Annotated in this window: 17 protein-coding genes and 1 riboswitch; of the genes, 9 read left to right on the top strand and 8 right to left on the bottom strand. The window is 69.6% G+C overall.

Going from position 1 to position 15,364, the window contains the following annotated elements; all coding sequences use genetic code 11:
- Positions 1–171 precede the first annotated feature (171 nt).
- From ABZ824_RS35065 to gcvP, 8 genes are all read left to right on the top strand, one after another.
- Entirely contained in the window at positions 172–765 is a 594-nt protein-coding gene (locus ABZ824_RS35065; protein WP_355078550.1) for a CDP-alcohol phosphatidyltransferase family protein, read from the top strand.
- Positions 766–807: 42 nt separating this feature from the next.
- A complete protein-coding gene (gene gcvH, locus ABZ824_RS35060; protein WP_355078501.1) occupies positions 808–1,206 on the top strand; it encodes a glycine cleavage system protein GcvH in 399 nt (132 codons plus the stop codon).
- 168 nt (positions 1,207–1,374) lie between these two features.
- Positions 1,375–1,860, top strand: coding sequence for an FHA domain-containing protein (locus ABZ824_RS35055; RefSeq protein ID WP_043690204.1), 486 nt, complete (start codon positions 1,375–1,377; stop codon positions 1,858–1,860).
- A gap of 93 nt (positions 1,861–1,953) precedes the next feature.
- The gene (locus tag ABZ824_RS35050; RefSeq protein WP_356968651.1) at positions 1,954–2,757 is read left to right on the top strand and encodes a MerR family transcriptional regulator; all 804 of its coding nucleotides are present in this window, start codon (positions 1,954–1,956) and stop codon (positions 2,755–2,757) included.
- A 159-nt stretch (positions 2,758–2,916) separates the two neighbouring features.
- Positions 2,917–3,390 carry a bifunctional nuclease family protein gene (locus ABZ824_RS35045; RefSeq protein WP_039797829.1) on the top strand — a complete coding sequence of 158 codons (474 nt, stop codon included), beginning with the start codon at positions 2,917–2,919 and terminating at the stop codon, positions 3,388–3,390.
- A 187-nt stretch (positions 3,391–3,577) separates the two neighbouring features.
- Positions 3,578–4,135 (top strand): MerR family transcriptional regulator, encoded by a 558-nt coding sequence (locus ABZ824_RS35040; RefSeq protein ID WP_067811025.1) that lies wholly within the window; start codon positions 3,578–3,580, stop codon positions 4,133–4,135.
- A gap of 112 nt (positions 4,136–4,247) precedes the next feature.
- The gene (locus ABZ824_RS35035; protein ID WP_356968604.1) at positions 4,248–5,600 is read left to right on the top strand and encodes a M14 family zinc carboxypeptidase; all 1,353 of its coding nucleotides are present in this window, start codon (positions 4,248–4,250) and stop codon (positions 5,598–5,600) included.
- A 102-nt stretch (positions 5,601–5,702) separates the two neighbouring features.
- Positions 5,703–5,803, top strand: a riboswitch (glycine riboswitch).
- Positions 5,804–5,960: 157 nt separating this feature from the next.
- Positions 5,961–8,771, top strand: coding sequence for an aminomethyl-transferring glycine dehydrogenase (gcvP, locus tag ABZ824_RS35030; RefSeq protein WP_356968602.1), 2,811 nt, complete (start codon positions 5,961–5,963; stop codon positions 8,769–8,771).
- Positions 8,772–8,796: 25 nt separating this feature from the next.
- On the opposite strand, the gene ABZ824_RS35025 is transcribed toward gcvP, so the two are convergent.
- From ABZ824_RS35025 to ABZ824_RS34990, 8 genes are all read right to left on the bottom strand, one after another.
- Positions 8,797–9,279: an SRPBCC family protein gene (locus ABZ824_RS35025; RefSeq protein ID WP_356968600.1), complete on the bottom strand. Its 483-nt coding sequence runs from the start codon at positions 9,277–9,279 to the stop codon at positions 8,797–8,799.
- A complete protein-coding gene (locus ABZ824_RS35020; RefSeq protein ID WP_356968598.1) occupies positions 9,276–9,617 on the bottom strand; it encodes a metalloregulator ArsR/SmtB family transcription factor in 342 nt (113 codons plus the stop codon). Before ABZ824_RS35020 ends, ABZ824_RS35025 begins: the two co-directional genes overlap by 4 nt.
- A gap of 77 nt (positions 9,618–9,694) precedes the next feature.
- Positions 9,695–11,299, bottom strand: coding sequence for a VWA domain-containing protein (locus tag ABZ824_RS35015; protein ID WP_356968596.1), 1,605 nt, complete (start codon positions 11,297–11,299; stop codon positions 9,695–9,697).
- A 178-nt stretch (positions 11,300–11,477) separates the two neighbouring features.
- Positions 11,478–11,750 (bottom strand): WhiB family transcriptional regulator, encoded by a 273-nt coding sequence (locus tag ABZ824_RS35010; protein ID WP_355078495.1) that lies wholly within the window; start codon positions 11,748–11,750, stop codon positions 11,478–11,480.
- Positions 11,751–11,778: 28 nt separating this feature from the next.
- On the bottom strand, positions 11,779–12,324 hold the full coding sequence (locus ABZ824_RS35005; protein ID WP_356968594.1) for an HNH endonuclease: 546 nt from the start codon (positions 12,322–12,324) through the stop codon (positions 11,779–11,781).
- A gap of 54 nt (positions 12,325–12,378) precedes the next feature.
- Complete coding sequence (locus ABZ824_RS35000) at positions 12,379–12,606, bottom strand: hypothetical protein (protein ID WP_355078493.1); 228 nt, start codon at positions 12,604–12,606, stop codon at positions 12,379–12,381.
- Positions 12,607–12,640: 34 nt separating this feature from the next.
- Positions 12,641–13,177, bottom strand: coding sequence for a DM13 domain-containing protein (locus ABZ824_RS34995; protein WP_355078492.1), 537 nt, complete (start codon positions 13,175–13,177; stop codon positions 12,641–12,643).
- Positions 13,178–13,256: 79 nt separating this feature from the next.
- Positions 13,257–14,396, bottom strand: a complete 1,140-nt coding sequence (locus ABZ824_RS34990; protein ID WP_356968591.1) for an acyl-CoA dehydrogenase family protein — start codon at positions 14,394–14,396, stop codon at positions 13,257–13,259.
- 89 nt (positions 14,397–14,485) lie between these two features.
- Between ABZ824_RS34990 and ABZ824_RS34985 the strand changes: the two genes are divergently transcribed.
- Positions 14,486–15,184, top strand: a complete 699-nt coding sequence (locus ABZ824_RS34985; protein ID WP_356968589.1) for a helix-turn-helix domain-containing protein — start codon at positions 14,486–14,488, stop codon at positions 15,182–15,184.
- Positions 15,185–15,364 lie beyond the last annotated feature (180 nt).

Raw genomic sequence — 15,364 nt, 5'->3', positions numbered from 1 at the left:
TCTGTCACCGTCGCGCTGTGGCGGAAACCATCCTCGCACGGGCATGCCGCGTCGATATCCGGAAAATTCGGCCCGCGAAGATGGCGAGGAACGGGGTCGGTGGGGTATGCACGGGGCGTGACAACCGAATCGGGCACAGCCCAACCGGAGGAACGCGCCGCCGACGGCGGAGTGCGGGGAGTCTTCGCCGACCGCATCCTGACCGTGCCGAACGTGCTGAGCGTGCTGCGCCTGCTCGGCGTCCCGCTGTTCCTGTGGTTGCTGCTGATCGAGCGGGCCGATGGCTGGGCGTTCGCCCTGCTGGTCGTCAGCGGCGTCACCGACTTCCTGGACGGCAAACTCGCCCGGCTGCTGGGGCAGTCCTCACGGCTGGGAGCACTGCTGGATCCGTTCGTCGACCGGCTCTATCTGGTCGCCACGCTGGCGGCTTTCGTGATCCGCGGCCTGATCCCGTGGTGGGTCGCGGCGATCCTGGTCGGCCGCGACCTCGTGCTGACCGCGACGTTGTCGGTGTACAAGCGCCGCGACCTGCCCCCGCCGGAGGTGATCTACCTGGGCAAGGCGGCCACCTTCGCGCTGATGTCCGCGCTGCCCTGGCTGCTGGCGGGGCAGATGGACTGGGCTGCCGCCGGTTTCGGGCGCGCCTTCGGCGGGGCACTACTGATCTGGGGCACCGCGGTCTACGTCTGGACCGGCGTGCTGTACACCGGCAAAGCCATCGCGGTCGCAAGAGCGATACCGGCTGTGGGGCATCGGACGGCGTAGCCGATAGAGTTTGCGTGCAACGTTCAAACGAAAGGACGGCCTGTGACCCAGACCCCCGAGGATCTGCGCTACACCGAGGAGCACGAGTGGGTACGCCGGATCGCCCCGACCCGGGTGCGGGTGGGCATCACCGACTACGCCCAGTCTCAACTCGGTGACGTTGTGTTCGTGCAGCTGCCCGAGGCGGACGCGGAGGTGGTCGCCGCGGACAGCATCGCGGAGGTGGAGTCGACCAAGAGCGTGTCCGACATCTACGCGCCGCTGAGCGCGAAAGTCGTTGCGGTGAACGACTTGCTGAACTCGGAGCCGGAGACGTTGAACGCCGATCCCTACGGTGACGGATGGCTGTTCGAGTTGGAGGTGGGCGATGCGGCGAGTCTCGACGCGACGCTCGGTGAACTGCTGGATGCCGCAGGTTATCAAGGAGTTATCGGGGGCTGAAGCAGCCTTCCCAGTTCTACCTGCACGGGTGCGGCCCGGCAGGGTACGGTCAATGCCAACAGATGCACCCGGCGGCTGTGCCGGGAATCTAGTGACTCGACGGCAGGTCGTGGTACCAGAGGTATCACCTGCTTGCAGGGATAATCAGGTTCGAGGAGGAGAGAAACGGTGAGCGAGAACAAAGACCCGGGTTACGGGGAGACCGCGGCCGAGACGACGTCGGTCTTCCGCGCGGATTTCCTGAACGAGGTCGACGCGTCGCGCTCCGGAGAGCCGACCGGCGAACAGCCGGTCCAAGGGGTCGAGGGTCTGCCTGTGGGCGCGGCCCTTCTGGTCGTCAAGCGCGGCCCGAACGCGGGCTCGCGGTTCCTGCTGGATCAGCCGACCACGTCGGCGGGGCGCCACCCCGACAGTGACATCTTTCTCGACGACGTCACCGTCAGCCGTCGGCACGCCGAGTTCCGTCAGGACGACGATTCCTTCCAGGTCGTCGACGTGGGCAGCCTGAACGGCACGTATGTGAACCGGGAGCCGGTGGACTCCTCCGAACTGCAGAACGGTGACGAGGTCCAGATCGGCAAGTTCCGGCTGGTGTTCCTCACCGGACCGCGCGCCCAGGTGACCGACTCGTCGGCGGGCGCGGGGAGTCTATGACGGCGTCGGTGCCGGGTCGCGCACTCATGAAAGGCTCGGAGTCATGAAGGACCTGGCGCTGTGACCGGTGCGGCGCAGTGGGCACGCGGAGGGATGTCGATCGGCTCCGTGCTCGACCTGCTGCGCCCCGACTTTCCCGACGTCACCATCTCCAAGATCCGCTTCCTGGAAGCGGAGGGCCTGATCCGGCCGGAGCGGACGCCTTCGGGCTACCGCAGGTTCTCCGTGGCGGATGTGGAACGGCTCCGGTTCGTATTGACCGCGCAGCGTGATCAATACCTCCCGCTGAAGGTGATCAAGGAGCAGCTCGAGGCAATCGATAGCGGTGCGGCGACGCTCGGCGTGCGGGAAGCCCGCGCCCGAGCGCACTCCGTCCGGCCCGGTGCGCCGGAGTCCGGGCGCGGCACGCCCGATGCGGAACCGGCCGTGCCGGCTTCCGAACGTGGCGTGCGCCCGGTGGCCGCGCCTCGTAGGCTCGGCGTCGTGCCGAGCGAGATCTCCCCGGATGATCTGCGGTTCGATCACGAAATCCGGGTCACCCGGGCCGATCTGCTCGACCAGGCCGGGATCGAGGAGAAGTTCCTGGGCGACCTCATCCGGGCCAATCTGATCACACCCGGCCCGGCGGGGTACTTCGACGCGGACGCGGTCACGCTGGCCAAGACCGCGCGGGCGATGGCCGAATTCGGTTTGGAGGCACGGCATCTGCGTGCGTTCAAGCTTGCCGCCGACCGGGAGGCCGCGCTCGTGGCGCAGATCGTCGCCCCGATCGCGAAGAGCCGGGACGCGGGTGCGCGCGCCCGCGCGGAGGAGACGGTGCGTGAACTGGCCGCGCTGTCGCTGACCCTGCACACCTGTCTGGTCAAGTCCTCGGTCCGGGGCTCGCTCGGGGGCTGACCCCCCGAGGGGCCACGGTCCGTAGGTTCCGGTGAACGGACACCCTGATTTCTGCTGTGCAGACGGATCGCTGGACCGGTGCGGGTTCGCCTAGACTCGTGGTACGGCGAGCTCTGCGGCGGTCATGCCGGGCCGGCGGCGAGTATGGGAGGCAGTGCGATGAGCGAAATGCGCGTGATCGGCATCCGTGTCGAGCAGCCACAGAACCAGCCCGTGCTGTTGCTCCGCGAAGTGGCGGGCGACCGGTATCTGCCGATCTGGATCGGGCAAGCCGAGGCGACGGCGATCGTCCTCGAGCAGGAGGGGGTGACCCCGATCCGTCCGCTGACCCACGACCTGATCAAGATCCTGATCACCGAGCTGGGGCACACATTGAAGGAAGTGCGGATCGTCGATCTGCAGGAGGGCACCTTCTACGCGGATCTCGTCTTCGAGAACGATCTGCGGATTTCGGCGCGGCCATCGGATTCGATTGCGATCGCCTTGCGGGTGGGTTGCCCGATCCATGCCGAGGAGTCGGTTCTCGAGGAAGCCGGTCTCGTCATGCCGGACGAGCGCGAGGACGAGGTGGAGAAGTTCAAGGAATTCCTGGAGTCGGTCTCTCCCGACGACTTCAAGGCGACCGATAGCTGAAGTAGAGGTCGAGACTTTCCCCGCGCGTCGCGTTTGGCTCGATGACGCCGCGGGCTGGACAATCGTGGGGAGTAATCTCGACAGTTGGGCCACGACCGTTTCGGCCGAATCCGCACCGATTCGGTCGGTGACGGCGCCGGGTCATCGATGAGGCTGGGAATGCGTCGGCGAAGCAAGGGAGTGGTCAGTGGCAGAGCAATCGCAGGATGTGGTACAGCCAGGACTGTTCCCCGACGACTCGGTACCTGACGACATGGTCGGCTATCGCGTTCCCAGTGCGTGTCAGGTAGCCGGAATCACCTACCGGCAGCTCGACTACTGGGCGCGCACCGGTTTGGTGGTGCCTTCCATCCGGAGCGCCGCGGGTTCGGGCAGCCAGCGGCTGTACTCGTTCAAGGACATCCTGGTCCTGAAGATCGTCAAGCGGCTGCTCGACGCGGGCATCTCGCTGCAGAACATCCGGATCGCCGTCGATCATCTGCGCAGCCGCGGCGTGCAGGACCTGGCGGGAATCACCCTCTTCTCCGACGGCACCTCGGTGTACGAGTGCACGTCGGCCGAGGAGGTCGTCGATTTACTGCAGGGCGGGCAGGGTGTGTTCGGGATCGCCGTGAGCGGCGCCATGCGCGAGCTGACCGGCGCCATCGCGAACTTCCCTGCGGAGCGCGCGTCGGCGATCACCGAGCGTCCGGAGGACGAGCTGTCGTTCCGTCGTAAGGCGCGGATGAACCGCAAGACGGGCTAGGATTCGCACAACGCTTTCACGGCCGGGCAAGGCGTGCAGCCTCCCCGGCCGTGGTGCGTGACAGCGCCGTCGGCGGCGGGCAAGGGCCGGGGCGGCAGCGAGAGGGGGCGCGGTGCAGGCACGCGATATCACCGGGCTCGTCGGGCCGATCGAGCGGATCGACGCGTTTCCGACCGTCGACGCACTGAATGCCTTCGCCGACGCTCTCGCGGCCGGGCACCCGGACCGAATCTCGATCACCGAGCTAGGACGTTCGCGCGGCGGTGACCCGATTCGGGAGGTGACGGTCGGATCCGGCGACCGGCATATCTTGGTCTTCGGCAATCCGCATCCGAACGAGCCCATCGGCATGGCCACGATTCGCCATCTGCTCGGCCGGATGGCCGCGGACGAGACGGTGACCCTAGGCGCCACGTGGCATTTCCTGCTGTGCGTAGATCCGGACGGAACGCGGTTGAACGAGGGGTGGTTCGCCGGACCGCACACCAGAACCGGCGTCGCCCGCGGCTTCTACCGGCCGCCCGCGGCCGAACAACCGGAATGGTGTTTCCCCACCGAATGGCGCGGCCGGCGCGTCGGGGTGCCGCTTCCGGAGACGAAGGCGATGATGGCGCTGATCGACCGCACGCGGCCCGCGCTGATCGCCTCCCTGCACAACGCGGAGTTCGGCGGCGGCTTCTTCTACACCTCTGGCGGTGATCCCGGGTACTGGTCGGCGTTGACCGCAGGCCTCTCCGCCACCGGCGTGCCGATCTACCAGGGCGAACCCGACGCGCCGGGCGCCCGCACGCTCGCTCCGGGAGTCTTCGAGCTGCCGCTGTTCGAGGCGATGGCGGATCTGCTCGCGGCCCAAGGCCTCGACTCGGTCACCGCGCTGGGCGGGGGCGGCTGCCGGGACTACGCGGCGCGCTACGGCACGGCGATCCTGGTCTGCGAATTGCCGCTCTGGGTGGACTCGCGGATCGGCGACGGTTCGGCGGGCGACCGAGTGCTGGGCGACCTGCTCGACGCTACCGCCGCCGACTACCGGGCCATGGCCGAGGTCGCCTCCGAGGTGCTCGCTCGCGTCGACGGCACATTGAGCGGTCGCAGTCCGTTCGAGCGGTCGGTGCGTGCGCTGGTCGCCGGGCTGCCGGGTCTCGCCGTGAGCAGACAGTCGGTGCCGCAACGAAATCGGATCGCGACCCGGGGCGAGATCTTCGTCGAGCAGTACGACTGGACCGCGATGCTGCGCCTGCGGCTGGGCGGCATGCTACTGCGCCTGCTGGAGGACGAATACGCGCTCGGCGGCGGTACGGCGCTGGCGGCCGAGCGCGACCGGTTCGCCGCGGTATTCGATCAATGGTGCACCGACGTGGAGCAGAACGCACCCGGTGTCGCGGTGCCGCTGGCTCGTCTGGTGGGCGTCCAAGCGGAGTCGATCGTGCTGGCGGCTGCGCGACTGCGCGCCGGACTCGCCATCTGACGGGTGATGCCCGCTCGGTCCCCCGAGTGACCAGAACGACACGGTGCGCGCGGGGTCCGGTGGCGCGCTCCGGCGTGTCGTCGGCTTAGACTGACGGTGCGTCGCCGCCGTGCGGGAGAGCCTCGGTCCGGAAACGAGTCCGAGCGCCGAAGGAGCAGCACCTCCCCGTCAATCTCTCAGGCAAAAAGGACCGTGCGGGCTTCGACGCCTCTGGAAAGCGGCGGCTTCGAGCCGCCCGCCCATGGGGAAAGGGTCTCGGCCACCGGTCGCGGGACCCGAATCTCTCAGGCGCCACGACAGAGGGGGAGGGCCGGTACCCGTCGACCGCCTGGTCGACCCCGCCCGACCTTGGGAGCTGTTGTGACTCGCTCGTTCGCCGACCGCCATATCGGACCCGACCGGGAGGAACTGGCCCGGATCTTGGACGTCGTCGGCGTGTCGTCGCTGGACGAGCTGGCTGCCGTCGCGCTGCCCGCGAGCATCCTGGACGGCGACGGCCTGGCCGGGCTGCCCGCGGCGGGCTCCGAGCACGAGGTGCTCGCCGAACTCGCCGAACTCGCCGGGACCAACACCGTGGCCACCTCGATGATCGGGCTGGGTTACTACGACACGCTGACCCCGCCGGTGCTGGTGCGCAATCTGCTGGAGAATCCGGCCTGGTACACCGCCTACACGCCCTATCAACCCGAGATCAGCCAGGGCAGGCTCGAGGCGCTGCTCAACTTCCAGACCATGGTGTCGGAGCTGACCGGCATGGACGTCGCCAACGCGTCGATGCTGGACGAGGCCACCGCGGCCGCCGAGGCCATGACGCTGCTGCGCCGGGCGGGCCGATCGAAGTCTGCACGCCTGATCATCGACCGCGACCTGTTCCCGCAGACCAGAACGGTGCTCTACACCCGGGCCGAGCCGCTGGGCCTGGAGATCGTGGAGGCGGACCTGTCCGCCGGAGAGCTGCCCGACGGAGAGTTCTTCGGTGTGCTGGCGCAGACTCCCGGGGCTTCCGGTCGCGTCGTGGACCTGACCGAGTTGATCGCCGCGGCACACGATCGGGGCGCGTTGGTCGCGGTCGGGGCCGATCTGCTGGCGATGACGCTGATCACGCCGCCCGGTGAGCAGGGCGCCGACGTGTGCTTCGGCACCACCCAGCGCTTCGGTGTCCCGCTCGGTTTCGGCGGCCCGCACGCCGGATACCTCGCGGTGCGGCAAGCGCAGGCCCGCCAGCTGCCCGGCCGCCTGGTCGGCGTCTCGGTGGACGCGGACGGCGCCGTCGCCTATCGGCTCGCCTTGCAGACCCGCGAGCAGCACATCCGCCGGGAGAAGGCGACCTCCAACATCTGCACAGCGCAGGTGCTGCTGGCCGTCGTGGCCGCGATGTACGCCTCCTACCACGGTGCCGAAGGGCTGCGGGCGATCGCCCGCCGGGTGCACGCGCACGCCGCGGCGATCGCGGCCGGGCTGGACGGCGCGGTGGTGCACGACAGCTTCTTCGACACGGTGCTCGCGCACGTGCCCGGCGGCGCGGAAGCCGTTGTGGCGAAAGCGAAGTCGCGCGGCATCAATCTGCGCCTGGTGGACGCCGACCACGTCGGCATCGCCTGCGACGAGGCGACCACCGACGCGCATGTCGCGGCCGTGCTCGAGTCCTTCGGCACCGCGGTGTCGTCCGAGCCGGGGGCGCCCGCGCCGGTCGCGGCGATCGAGAGCCGGACCTCGGAGTTCCTGGCGCACGCCGCGTTCACGAAGTACCGGACCGAGACCGCGATGCTGCGGTATCTGCGCGCACTGTCCGACAAGGACATCGCGTTGGACCGCAGCATGATTCCGCTCGGCTCCTGCACCATGAAGCTCAACGCCACCGCGGAGATGGAGGCCATCACCTGGCCCGGTTTCGCGCGCGTGCATCCCTACGCGCCGGTCGAGGACGCGCCCGGCCTGCTGCGGGTGGTGGCGGACCTGGAACGGTGGCTGTCGGACATCACCGGCTACGACTCGGTGAGCTTGCAGCCGAACGCGGGCAGCCAGGGCGAGTACGCGGGGCTGCTGGCGATCCGGCGCTACCACCTCGATCGCGGCGACACCCACCGCGACACCTGTCTCATCCCGTCCAGCGCGCACGGCACCAACGCGGCGTCGGCGGCCATGGCCGGGCTGCGCGTGGAGGTGGTGAAGTGTCGCGCCAACGGCGACGTCGACCTCGACGACCTGCGCGCCAAGATCGCCGATCACGCCGATCGCCTGGCCTGCATCATGATCACCTACCCGTCCACGCACGGCGTCTACGAACACGAGGTCGCCGACTTGTGCGCGCTGGTGCACGACGCGGGCGGTCAGGTCTACGTGGACGGCGCGAACCTGAACGCCCTGGTCGGCCTCGCCCGGCCGGGCCGGTTCGGCGGCGACGTGAGCCACCTGAATCTGCACAAGACGTTCTGCATCCCGCACGGCGGCGGCGGTCCCGGCGTCGGTCCGGTCGCGGTGCGCGCGCACCTGGCGCGGTATCTGCCCGGCGACCCGCTGGAAGCGGGGTCGCACGCGGTGTCGGCCGCGAAGTACGGCTCCGCCTCCATTCTGCCGATCACCTGGGCCTACATCCGCATGATGGGCGCCGATGGGCTGCGCCGCGCCACGCTGTCGGCGATCGCTTCGGCCAACTACATCGCGCGGCGGCTGGACGAGTACTTCCCGGTGCTCTACACCGGCGAGCGCGGCATGGTGGCGCACGAGTGCATCCTGGACCTGCGCGAGATCACCAAGCGAACCGGCGTCACCGTCGACGATGTGGCAAAACGTCTGGCGGACTATGGGTTCCACGCGCCGACCATGAGCTTTCCGGTGGCCGGTACGTTGATGGTGGAGCCCACCGAGAGCGAGAACCTCGCCGAGCTGGACGATTTCATCGAGGCGATGATCGCGATCCGCGCGGAGATCGACCAGGTCGCCGCGGGTGTGTGGCCGGTGGCCGACAACCCGCTGCGTGGGGCGCCGCACACCGCGGCGTCGCTGGTGGGGGAGTGGGAACACCCCTACAGCCGGGAAGTCGCCGTGTATCCCCGAGGTCTCGGGCATGCCAGGGCGAAGGTGTGGCCGCCGGTGCGCCGGATCGACGGCGCCTATGGCGACCGGAATCTGGTTTGCGCCTGTCCACCGCTGGAGGCGTACGCGGACTGACCGCCGGTCCGGTCGCGTATCGACCTCACCGCGTGGCGGCCACTTTTGCATAGGTGTTCGCCAGGTCCGGCCAACCACCCGGACTGCCCACGGCGTCGTGCATGGACTCCCAGCCCGGTCCGTGCTTATCGAAACCGGAGTGCACCAGCGTGACGGCGGTGCGGTCGGGAGCGACCGCCGAGAAGGTGACGTCCACGCGGCTGGCCCGCTCCGGATCGGTTTCGTGCTTCCAGTCCAGGCCGATCGCCCAGGAGAACGCGAAGTGGGTCGGCGGCTGCCACACCAGCACGGTGCCCCATGGACATTCGGTGCCGTCGTCCTCGCGACCGAGGCAACGGCCGCCCACGCGCGGCTCGATCACCTCCTCGGCGAGCCGGCCCGCGCCGATATGGTGCTCGCGCGGCCACCAGCTGTCGATGCCGGTGGTGAACACGTCGTAGGCGGTCTCGATGGGTGCGTCGACGACGAGTTCGACGCGTACGTCCTTGTCGCTGGCCTGCTGTGTCATGACTGCTCCTGGTCGGTAGCTCGTTCTTCGGCGGCCCTCCGGCCTGCTTCGTCCTGGAAAGCCGACATCGCGGTGGTCCAGAACCGCGTGAAGTACACGCGCAGCGCGTCGATACCGGTGGGATTCAAGCGGTACACCCGGCGGGTGCCGACCGCCTCGTGGGTCACCAATCCGGCCTGTTCCAGCACCCTGAGGTGCTGCGATACCGCGGGCCTGCTCACCGGCAGATCCGCGGCCAGCTGCCCTACCGCGCACGGGCCCTCGCCGAGGCGCTCGAAGATCGCCCGCCTCGTCGGGTCACCCAGCGCGGCCAGCGCCGCATCTCGGTAAGTCCCCACGAACCGTAAGTTTAGACTTACCAATAGCGGCTGTCTATAGCGCGAGACGGGAGTTCTGTCTTCGCGCGGGCGGCGCGCTACGGCGTGGTGAGCGCCTGGACGACCGCGGAGCCGAAGCCGATGTCGTCGGAGGTGGCCAGGCGGGTGTAGTTCCCGCCGGTCTGCCGCGCCAGGGCCTGGAGAGTCTGGGTGCCGCCGCCGCCGACCACGATGACGTCGACGCGCACCGGCCGGGTGCGGTCGGTCGCCGCGGCGATGTCCGCGGCCAGTTGGGTGCCGGTGACCGTGGAATCGTCGTCGGGTCCGTCGGTGATCAGCAGCACCGAATTGGTGCGGCCCGGCGTGTACCCGGCGACGGCGCTCTTGTACGCCGCGATCAGGGACGGGTAAGCCTGATCCGACCGGCTCTCGCTCGGGCGCACCGCGGTCAGCGCGGTGCCGATCTTCGTGCGTTGGTCGGTGGTCAGCGGGGCGGTGGCGGCGGCCACCCGGTACGGAGTGGTGCCGTCGAGGTTCTTGCCGAAGGTCCACACGCCGAGTCCGAAGTCCGGCGGCATGACCGTCATCGTGGAATTCAGCGCGGCCAGAACGTTCGCCAGACGCGTCGTGGCGCCCTCCGCCGTCCCCATCGACGCCGACACGTCGACCAGGACGGTGGAGCGCACGCCGAGTACCGGATTCGCCAGCGTGGCGCGAACCTTGTCGAGCGCGCCACGGGGCGGGACGGCGGCCGCGGTCTGCGGCGCGGCGGCGAATCCCGCCGTGACGAAGGCCTGCGCCTGCTCGGGCTTGCGTAGATAGTCGGTGAACCGTCCGGCGATGAGATTCTGCGTCTTGTCCACCCACGCGCCGGACATCAACGCGGCCGGGTAATCGGCCACGAGCGCGGACCCGGCGGGGCGGAACGCCACGACGCCGGGCAGACCCTTCAGTTGCTGCTCGGTAGCGGCTATCGCGTGCATGGGCGCGTCCTGCGCCGTGAGCTCGGTCAGCGCGGCCGTGGTGTCGGACGCCTCGGGAGCGTCGGCGGCGAGCCCGGAGATCGCGGCGACCACCTGACCGGACTGCGCCGCCTGCTCGCTGAGCGGTTCCGCGCCCGAGACCGCGGAGCCGACCGCCGTGGCCGCGGCGAGCGTGGCGTCACCCGCGGGCAGGGCCATCCGTAGCCCGCCCCATCCGTTCAGGCCGACATCGGCGAGCGAGCCCTGCTGCAGCCGCGGCAGGTCGGCCCAGGACACGTCGGCCTGCTCCAGCGCGCGACGCAGGTCCTCGGGCACCGCGAGCACGATCGGGCTGGTGGCGATGGGTACCGGCGTGCCCTCGATCAGGCCGGGCACCCGCATGGACTCGATGGAACGGGTCGAATCGGCGATCCACAGCGCCGGCTGCGGGCCGAGCGCCTTGTCCCATGGCTTGCCGCTGGTGAACGCGGCGACGACGGCCGCGGACGGCTGTGCGGTCACCTCGACCCGCGCGCAGTGGTCGCGTACTTTCGGCCGGGTGGCGTTGTAGCTGTCCGCGGCGGCCCGCACCTGCGCGGCGATGCCGGGATCGGTCGTCACGGAGAGTGTCGCGGGCCCCTCGACGCATTCGGCCGCCGCCGCACTGTCCTGGTGCGCCGCGCGATCGCGCAACTGGAACCAGACGACGACGATCGCGGCCAGTAACGCAACGACGACCACTGCGATAACCGGACCTTTGCTGACGCCCCGGGATCTGGTTGCGCTGCGATGAGTGCCCACGCGGTCAGTGTATGGTCAGCGGCGCCGAACGAAGTCGGCGAGGCTCCCCGATACCGGCGCGGGTGCGCGCGGTCGTGTTGGCCCGCCGCCGTGCCGCACGGCACGACGGCGGGACCGCTCAGTGGCGGATCACCCGTCCGCGGTCGAACTCGTGCCCGCCCCAGACGCCGGATTGCCCGGTGCGCGCGGCGAAGTCACCGCAGGCATCCCGGATCGGGCAGCGCGCGCAGACTTCCCGGGCGTAGTCGAAGTCCTGTGACGGGTACGGGAACCAGGCTTCGTGGTTCGGATCGCCGCGGCAGGCCGCCCGGTGCCACCCTCGGGAATCCGAGAGCGGGAGCAGGTCGGCCAGGGTCGGCTCCGCGACGGCGGTGGTCTCGGCGCTCGTCATCGCGATCTTCTCCTTTCTCGGGTCGTGGTCAGGTCGCGGCGAGTTGCTTCCAGATCCGGCGCTGCTGCCGGATCCGATGGGTAGGGGCCTTCGGCTCCCAGAGCAGGCGCATGCCGGCCTCCTCCGGGGTGCGGTCCGCCTTGGCCGTGTTGCACGGCGCGCAGCAGGCCACGAGGTTGCCCCAGGTGTTCGGGCCGCCCCTCGACCGCGGCCGGATGTGGTCCACGGTGCGCGCCCACCCGGCGCAGTAGCCGCACCGGTTCCGGTCGCGACGCAGCACGCCCGCCAGGGTTGCCCTGCTCTCGTCGTGCACCAGCACGGCGTGCTCGAGGTAGACGTAGCGCAGCAACCGAATGGTCTGTGGCAGAGCGATTTCCACGTGCCGTGACCGGATCGGGAAGTGCGGCCTGCGGTCGGCCACGGTCTCCGCGGCGCCGGCGACCAGCAGCACGACGGCCCGGTCGGCTTTGATCTCGTCGAGCGCCTCGTAGGAGGCGTTCAGGACGAGTACCCCGCTGTGTATCCAGTTGTCTGCGGTTGTCGCCGCCTGATCGGCGGCACGGCGGAATGTCATGGGAATCACCATGTTTCGTGCGAATGCGAGCGAAGGAGGAGAGCGATGCGGCGATCAGCCGAGGATCTGGAGGCGGCTGTCGACCGGTTCGCCGCGCCGTGCGCGCAACGGCCTGCCGATCGCGTCGCCCGCGGCCGACGATCGCGCCGCGAGGGTATTCATTCGCTTCGTCGTCTCCGGAATCACTGCCGCCCCTCCTCTCCACTGCTCGGCGGCCACCTCGAGGTGGTGGCCGGTGTCGAAACACATGGTGGCACAGCGCACCCGCCGTTGTCGGGTCATTTTTCGGGGGTGCTACGGAGGGTGATCCCGGCGGTCAGGCCGGTCGCAGTTCGGCGGCGCCGAAGGAGACGTTGAACCGGTCGCACCAGATCGCGACGCTGGTCAACCGGGCCAGGTCGGCGTCGGCGGGGATGGGGTAGTTCTGGTTGCCCTGGTTGCCTTTGAGCCTGCCCAGGTCGGTGTGACTGCCGTCGTCGAAGACGAACCACCCGTCGCGGCCTTCGCGCACCGGCGCGTCGGTGAGCCAGACGTGCAGGTCGGGGCCGTCGGAGGTGTCGAGGTCTTCCAGTCTCAGCACTCTGCTGCCGTCGGCCAGTCGCAGGACCGCGACGGTGCCCGCGGTGGCGTGCTCGTGCGAGATGAACCTGCCCCGGGCGATGGTGCGCGGCTGGGCTTCGGTCCCGCCCGGACCGGGCGCCGGGGATGCCGACGGCGCGGCCTCCTGCACAGTGGTGTCGGTGAACAGCCGCCATGGCTGGAAAACGGCCAGTCCCGCGCCCAGACCCACGATCAGCAACGCCACGACGGCCCAGGTGATCGGCGATCGAGCGATGCCCCGTGCGGACGCCATGGATTCTCCTCGGAGTGTCAGGGAAACTCGCCCCCATCCGATTATGGGGGCGAGCGGGGGGGGCGTCGACGGAAGAACGTCATCCGATCGGGGAGTGTCCGAGCAGGACGTGGCCCGTGAAGTGGGTCTGCTTGGCCCGCGGCAGCGGGTGGAACAGGCAGCCGTGCACGTCGCGGTAGCGCATCTCCAGCTCGCAGTCGCGCGAATAGCCGAGTCCGCCAACGGTTTCGATGGCGAGGCGCACGGTGTGCACGAGTGCGTCCGCCGCGGCGGTCTTACGGCTGAGCGTCCGGCTCGCGTACTGATCGGTGTTGGCGAAGTGCAGGTTCTCCGATCCGGTGAACATGGCGTCGACGAGGTCGCCCGCGGTGGTGTGCGCGGTGGCCATCTCGCCGGCCGATTGGACGGTCGGCGCGTCGGCCCGCCCGGCGGCGAGCGTGGTCGCGATATCGACCGCGCCGTCGGCGATACCGAGGTAGGCCGCCATGACCAGCGGCATCGCCGCGCCGATCACGACGTTCAGCAACGGCGGCCACACCGATGCCGGGCGGGTCAGCGATACGGCCGCGTCGGGCACGAACACATCCTCGAGCACCACGGTGTGCGAACCGCTCGCCCGTAAACCCAAAGTGTCCCAAGTCTTCTCGATCCGTACGCCGTCGGCGGTGAACGGGATGGCGCAGTGCAGCACCTGCGGGCCGTCGGGTGCGTCATCCCAGCGCACGCTGGTCACCAGGACGGTGCCCGCCTCGCATCCGCTGGCAGGCGCTTTGCGCGCGTGCACCCGGTAGCCGCCGTCGACCCGCTCGGCGCGGCCGTTGGAGCCGACCCAGTCCGATGCTCCGGTGCTGACCAGGATCGCACCCGCGACCACCTTGGCGAACAGTGGTGCGGCATCGATGCCGTGGTTGTGCCGCCACACCTGGGCGGCGACCAGGTGGGTGTGCATCGCGAAGGCGACCGCGGTGGAGGGGTCGTGGCGGCCCAGCTCGCGCAGGATCGCGCCCATCTCGCGGTGGGTGACCCCGCCGCCGCCGAACTCGGCGGGGACGAGCGCCGCGGACAGTCCGCTCTCGCGCAGGAGATCGAACGCGGCGAGAGAGATCTCGCCGGAGTGGTCGCGGGCGGCGACCTCGGGATGAAGAGCCTCGCCGACGCGGCGTGCGCTGGCGATCCAGTCGGTTGTGGTGTCGGTGGGGGCAGGAGCTGTAGTGGTCATGTTTCGAAGTTAGGAACGGCCGCGATAACCGGATAGTGCAGAAAGTGGACCGCCCCGGTCCAGAACCGAGACCGCGTTCGCGAGGTGCCATGACGATTTCGACGCCGAGTTACGGCCAGTACTGCCCGATCTCCCGGGCACTCGACGTGGTGGGCGAGCGCTGGTCACTGCTGATCCTGCGCGACCTGCTGCTGGGCACCACCCGGTTCAACGACCTCGCGCGCGGCCTGCCCGGCCTGTCGCGCAGCCTGCTGGCCAAACGCCTGCGGCAGTTCGAGCGCGCCGGGCTCGTGGAGAAACTGGTCGGCGAGTACCTGCTCACCGACGCCGGGCGGGAACTGGAGCCCATCCTGTTCGGCCTCGGCGAATGGGGTGCGCGCTGGACCTTCGGCACGCCGCGCGAGGACGAGCGTGACCCCGCTCTGCTGGTGTGGTGGATGCACACCAGGGTCGACACCTCGTCGTTCCCGGGCCGTCGCCACGTGCTGCACGTGCGTTTCACCGACGACCTGCGCCGATTCTGGATCGTGATCGAGGCGGGGGTGCCCTCGGTGTGCGAATCCGATCCCGGCTATCCCGTTGACGTCGCGATCAGCTCCGATGTCGCCTCGCTGTACCAGGTGTGGCTGGGGCGGCTGCCGCTGGCGCACGCGCTGCGGACGGGCCGGGTGGCGTTCACCGGCACGCCCGCGCTCACCCGCCGGATGCCCTCGGTGCTGCGGCTCAGCCCCGTCGCCGGGTACGCGGACACGTCGCACCCGGACGCCACCACTCAGCGCGCATCCTGAACTCCGGCGGGCTGCTCAGAGATTCCCGCCGATGCGCTCGAGGCGCTGGGCCACCAGTTCGCGGGCCTTCTCGCGCAGCGCGGCCGGTACCCGCTCGGATACACCGGGTCGCCCGGGGCGTAGTTCTTCTTCGGTGCGGACGAACTCCGCGGCCGAGTCCAGCTTCCGCCGGTGCTCCGG

This window comes from Nocardia sp. NPDC047038 (assembly GCF_040644075.1).
Taxonomy (GTDB): Bacteria; Actinomycetota; Actinomycetes; order Mycobacteriales; family Mycobacteriaceae; genus Nocardia; species Nocardia sichangensis.
This window is presented reverse-complemented; position numbering and strand designations above follow the sequence as displayed.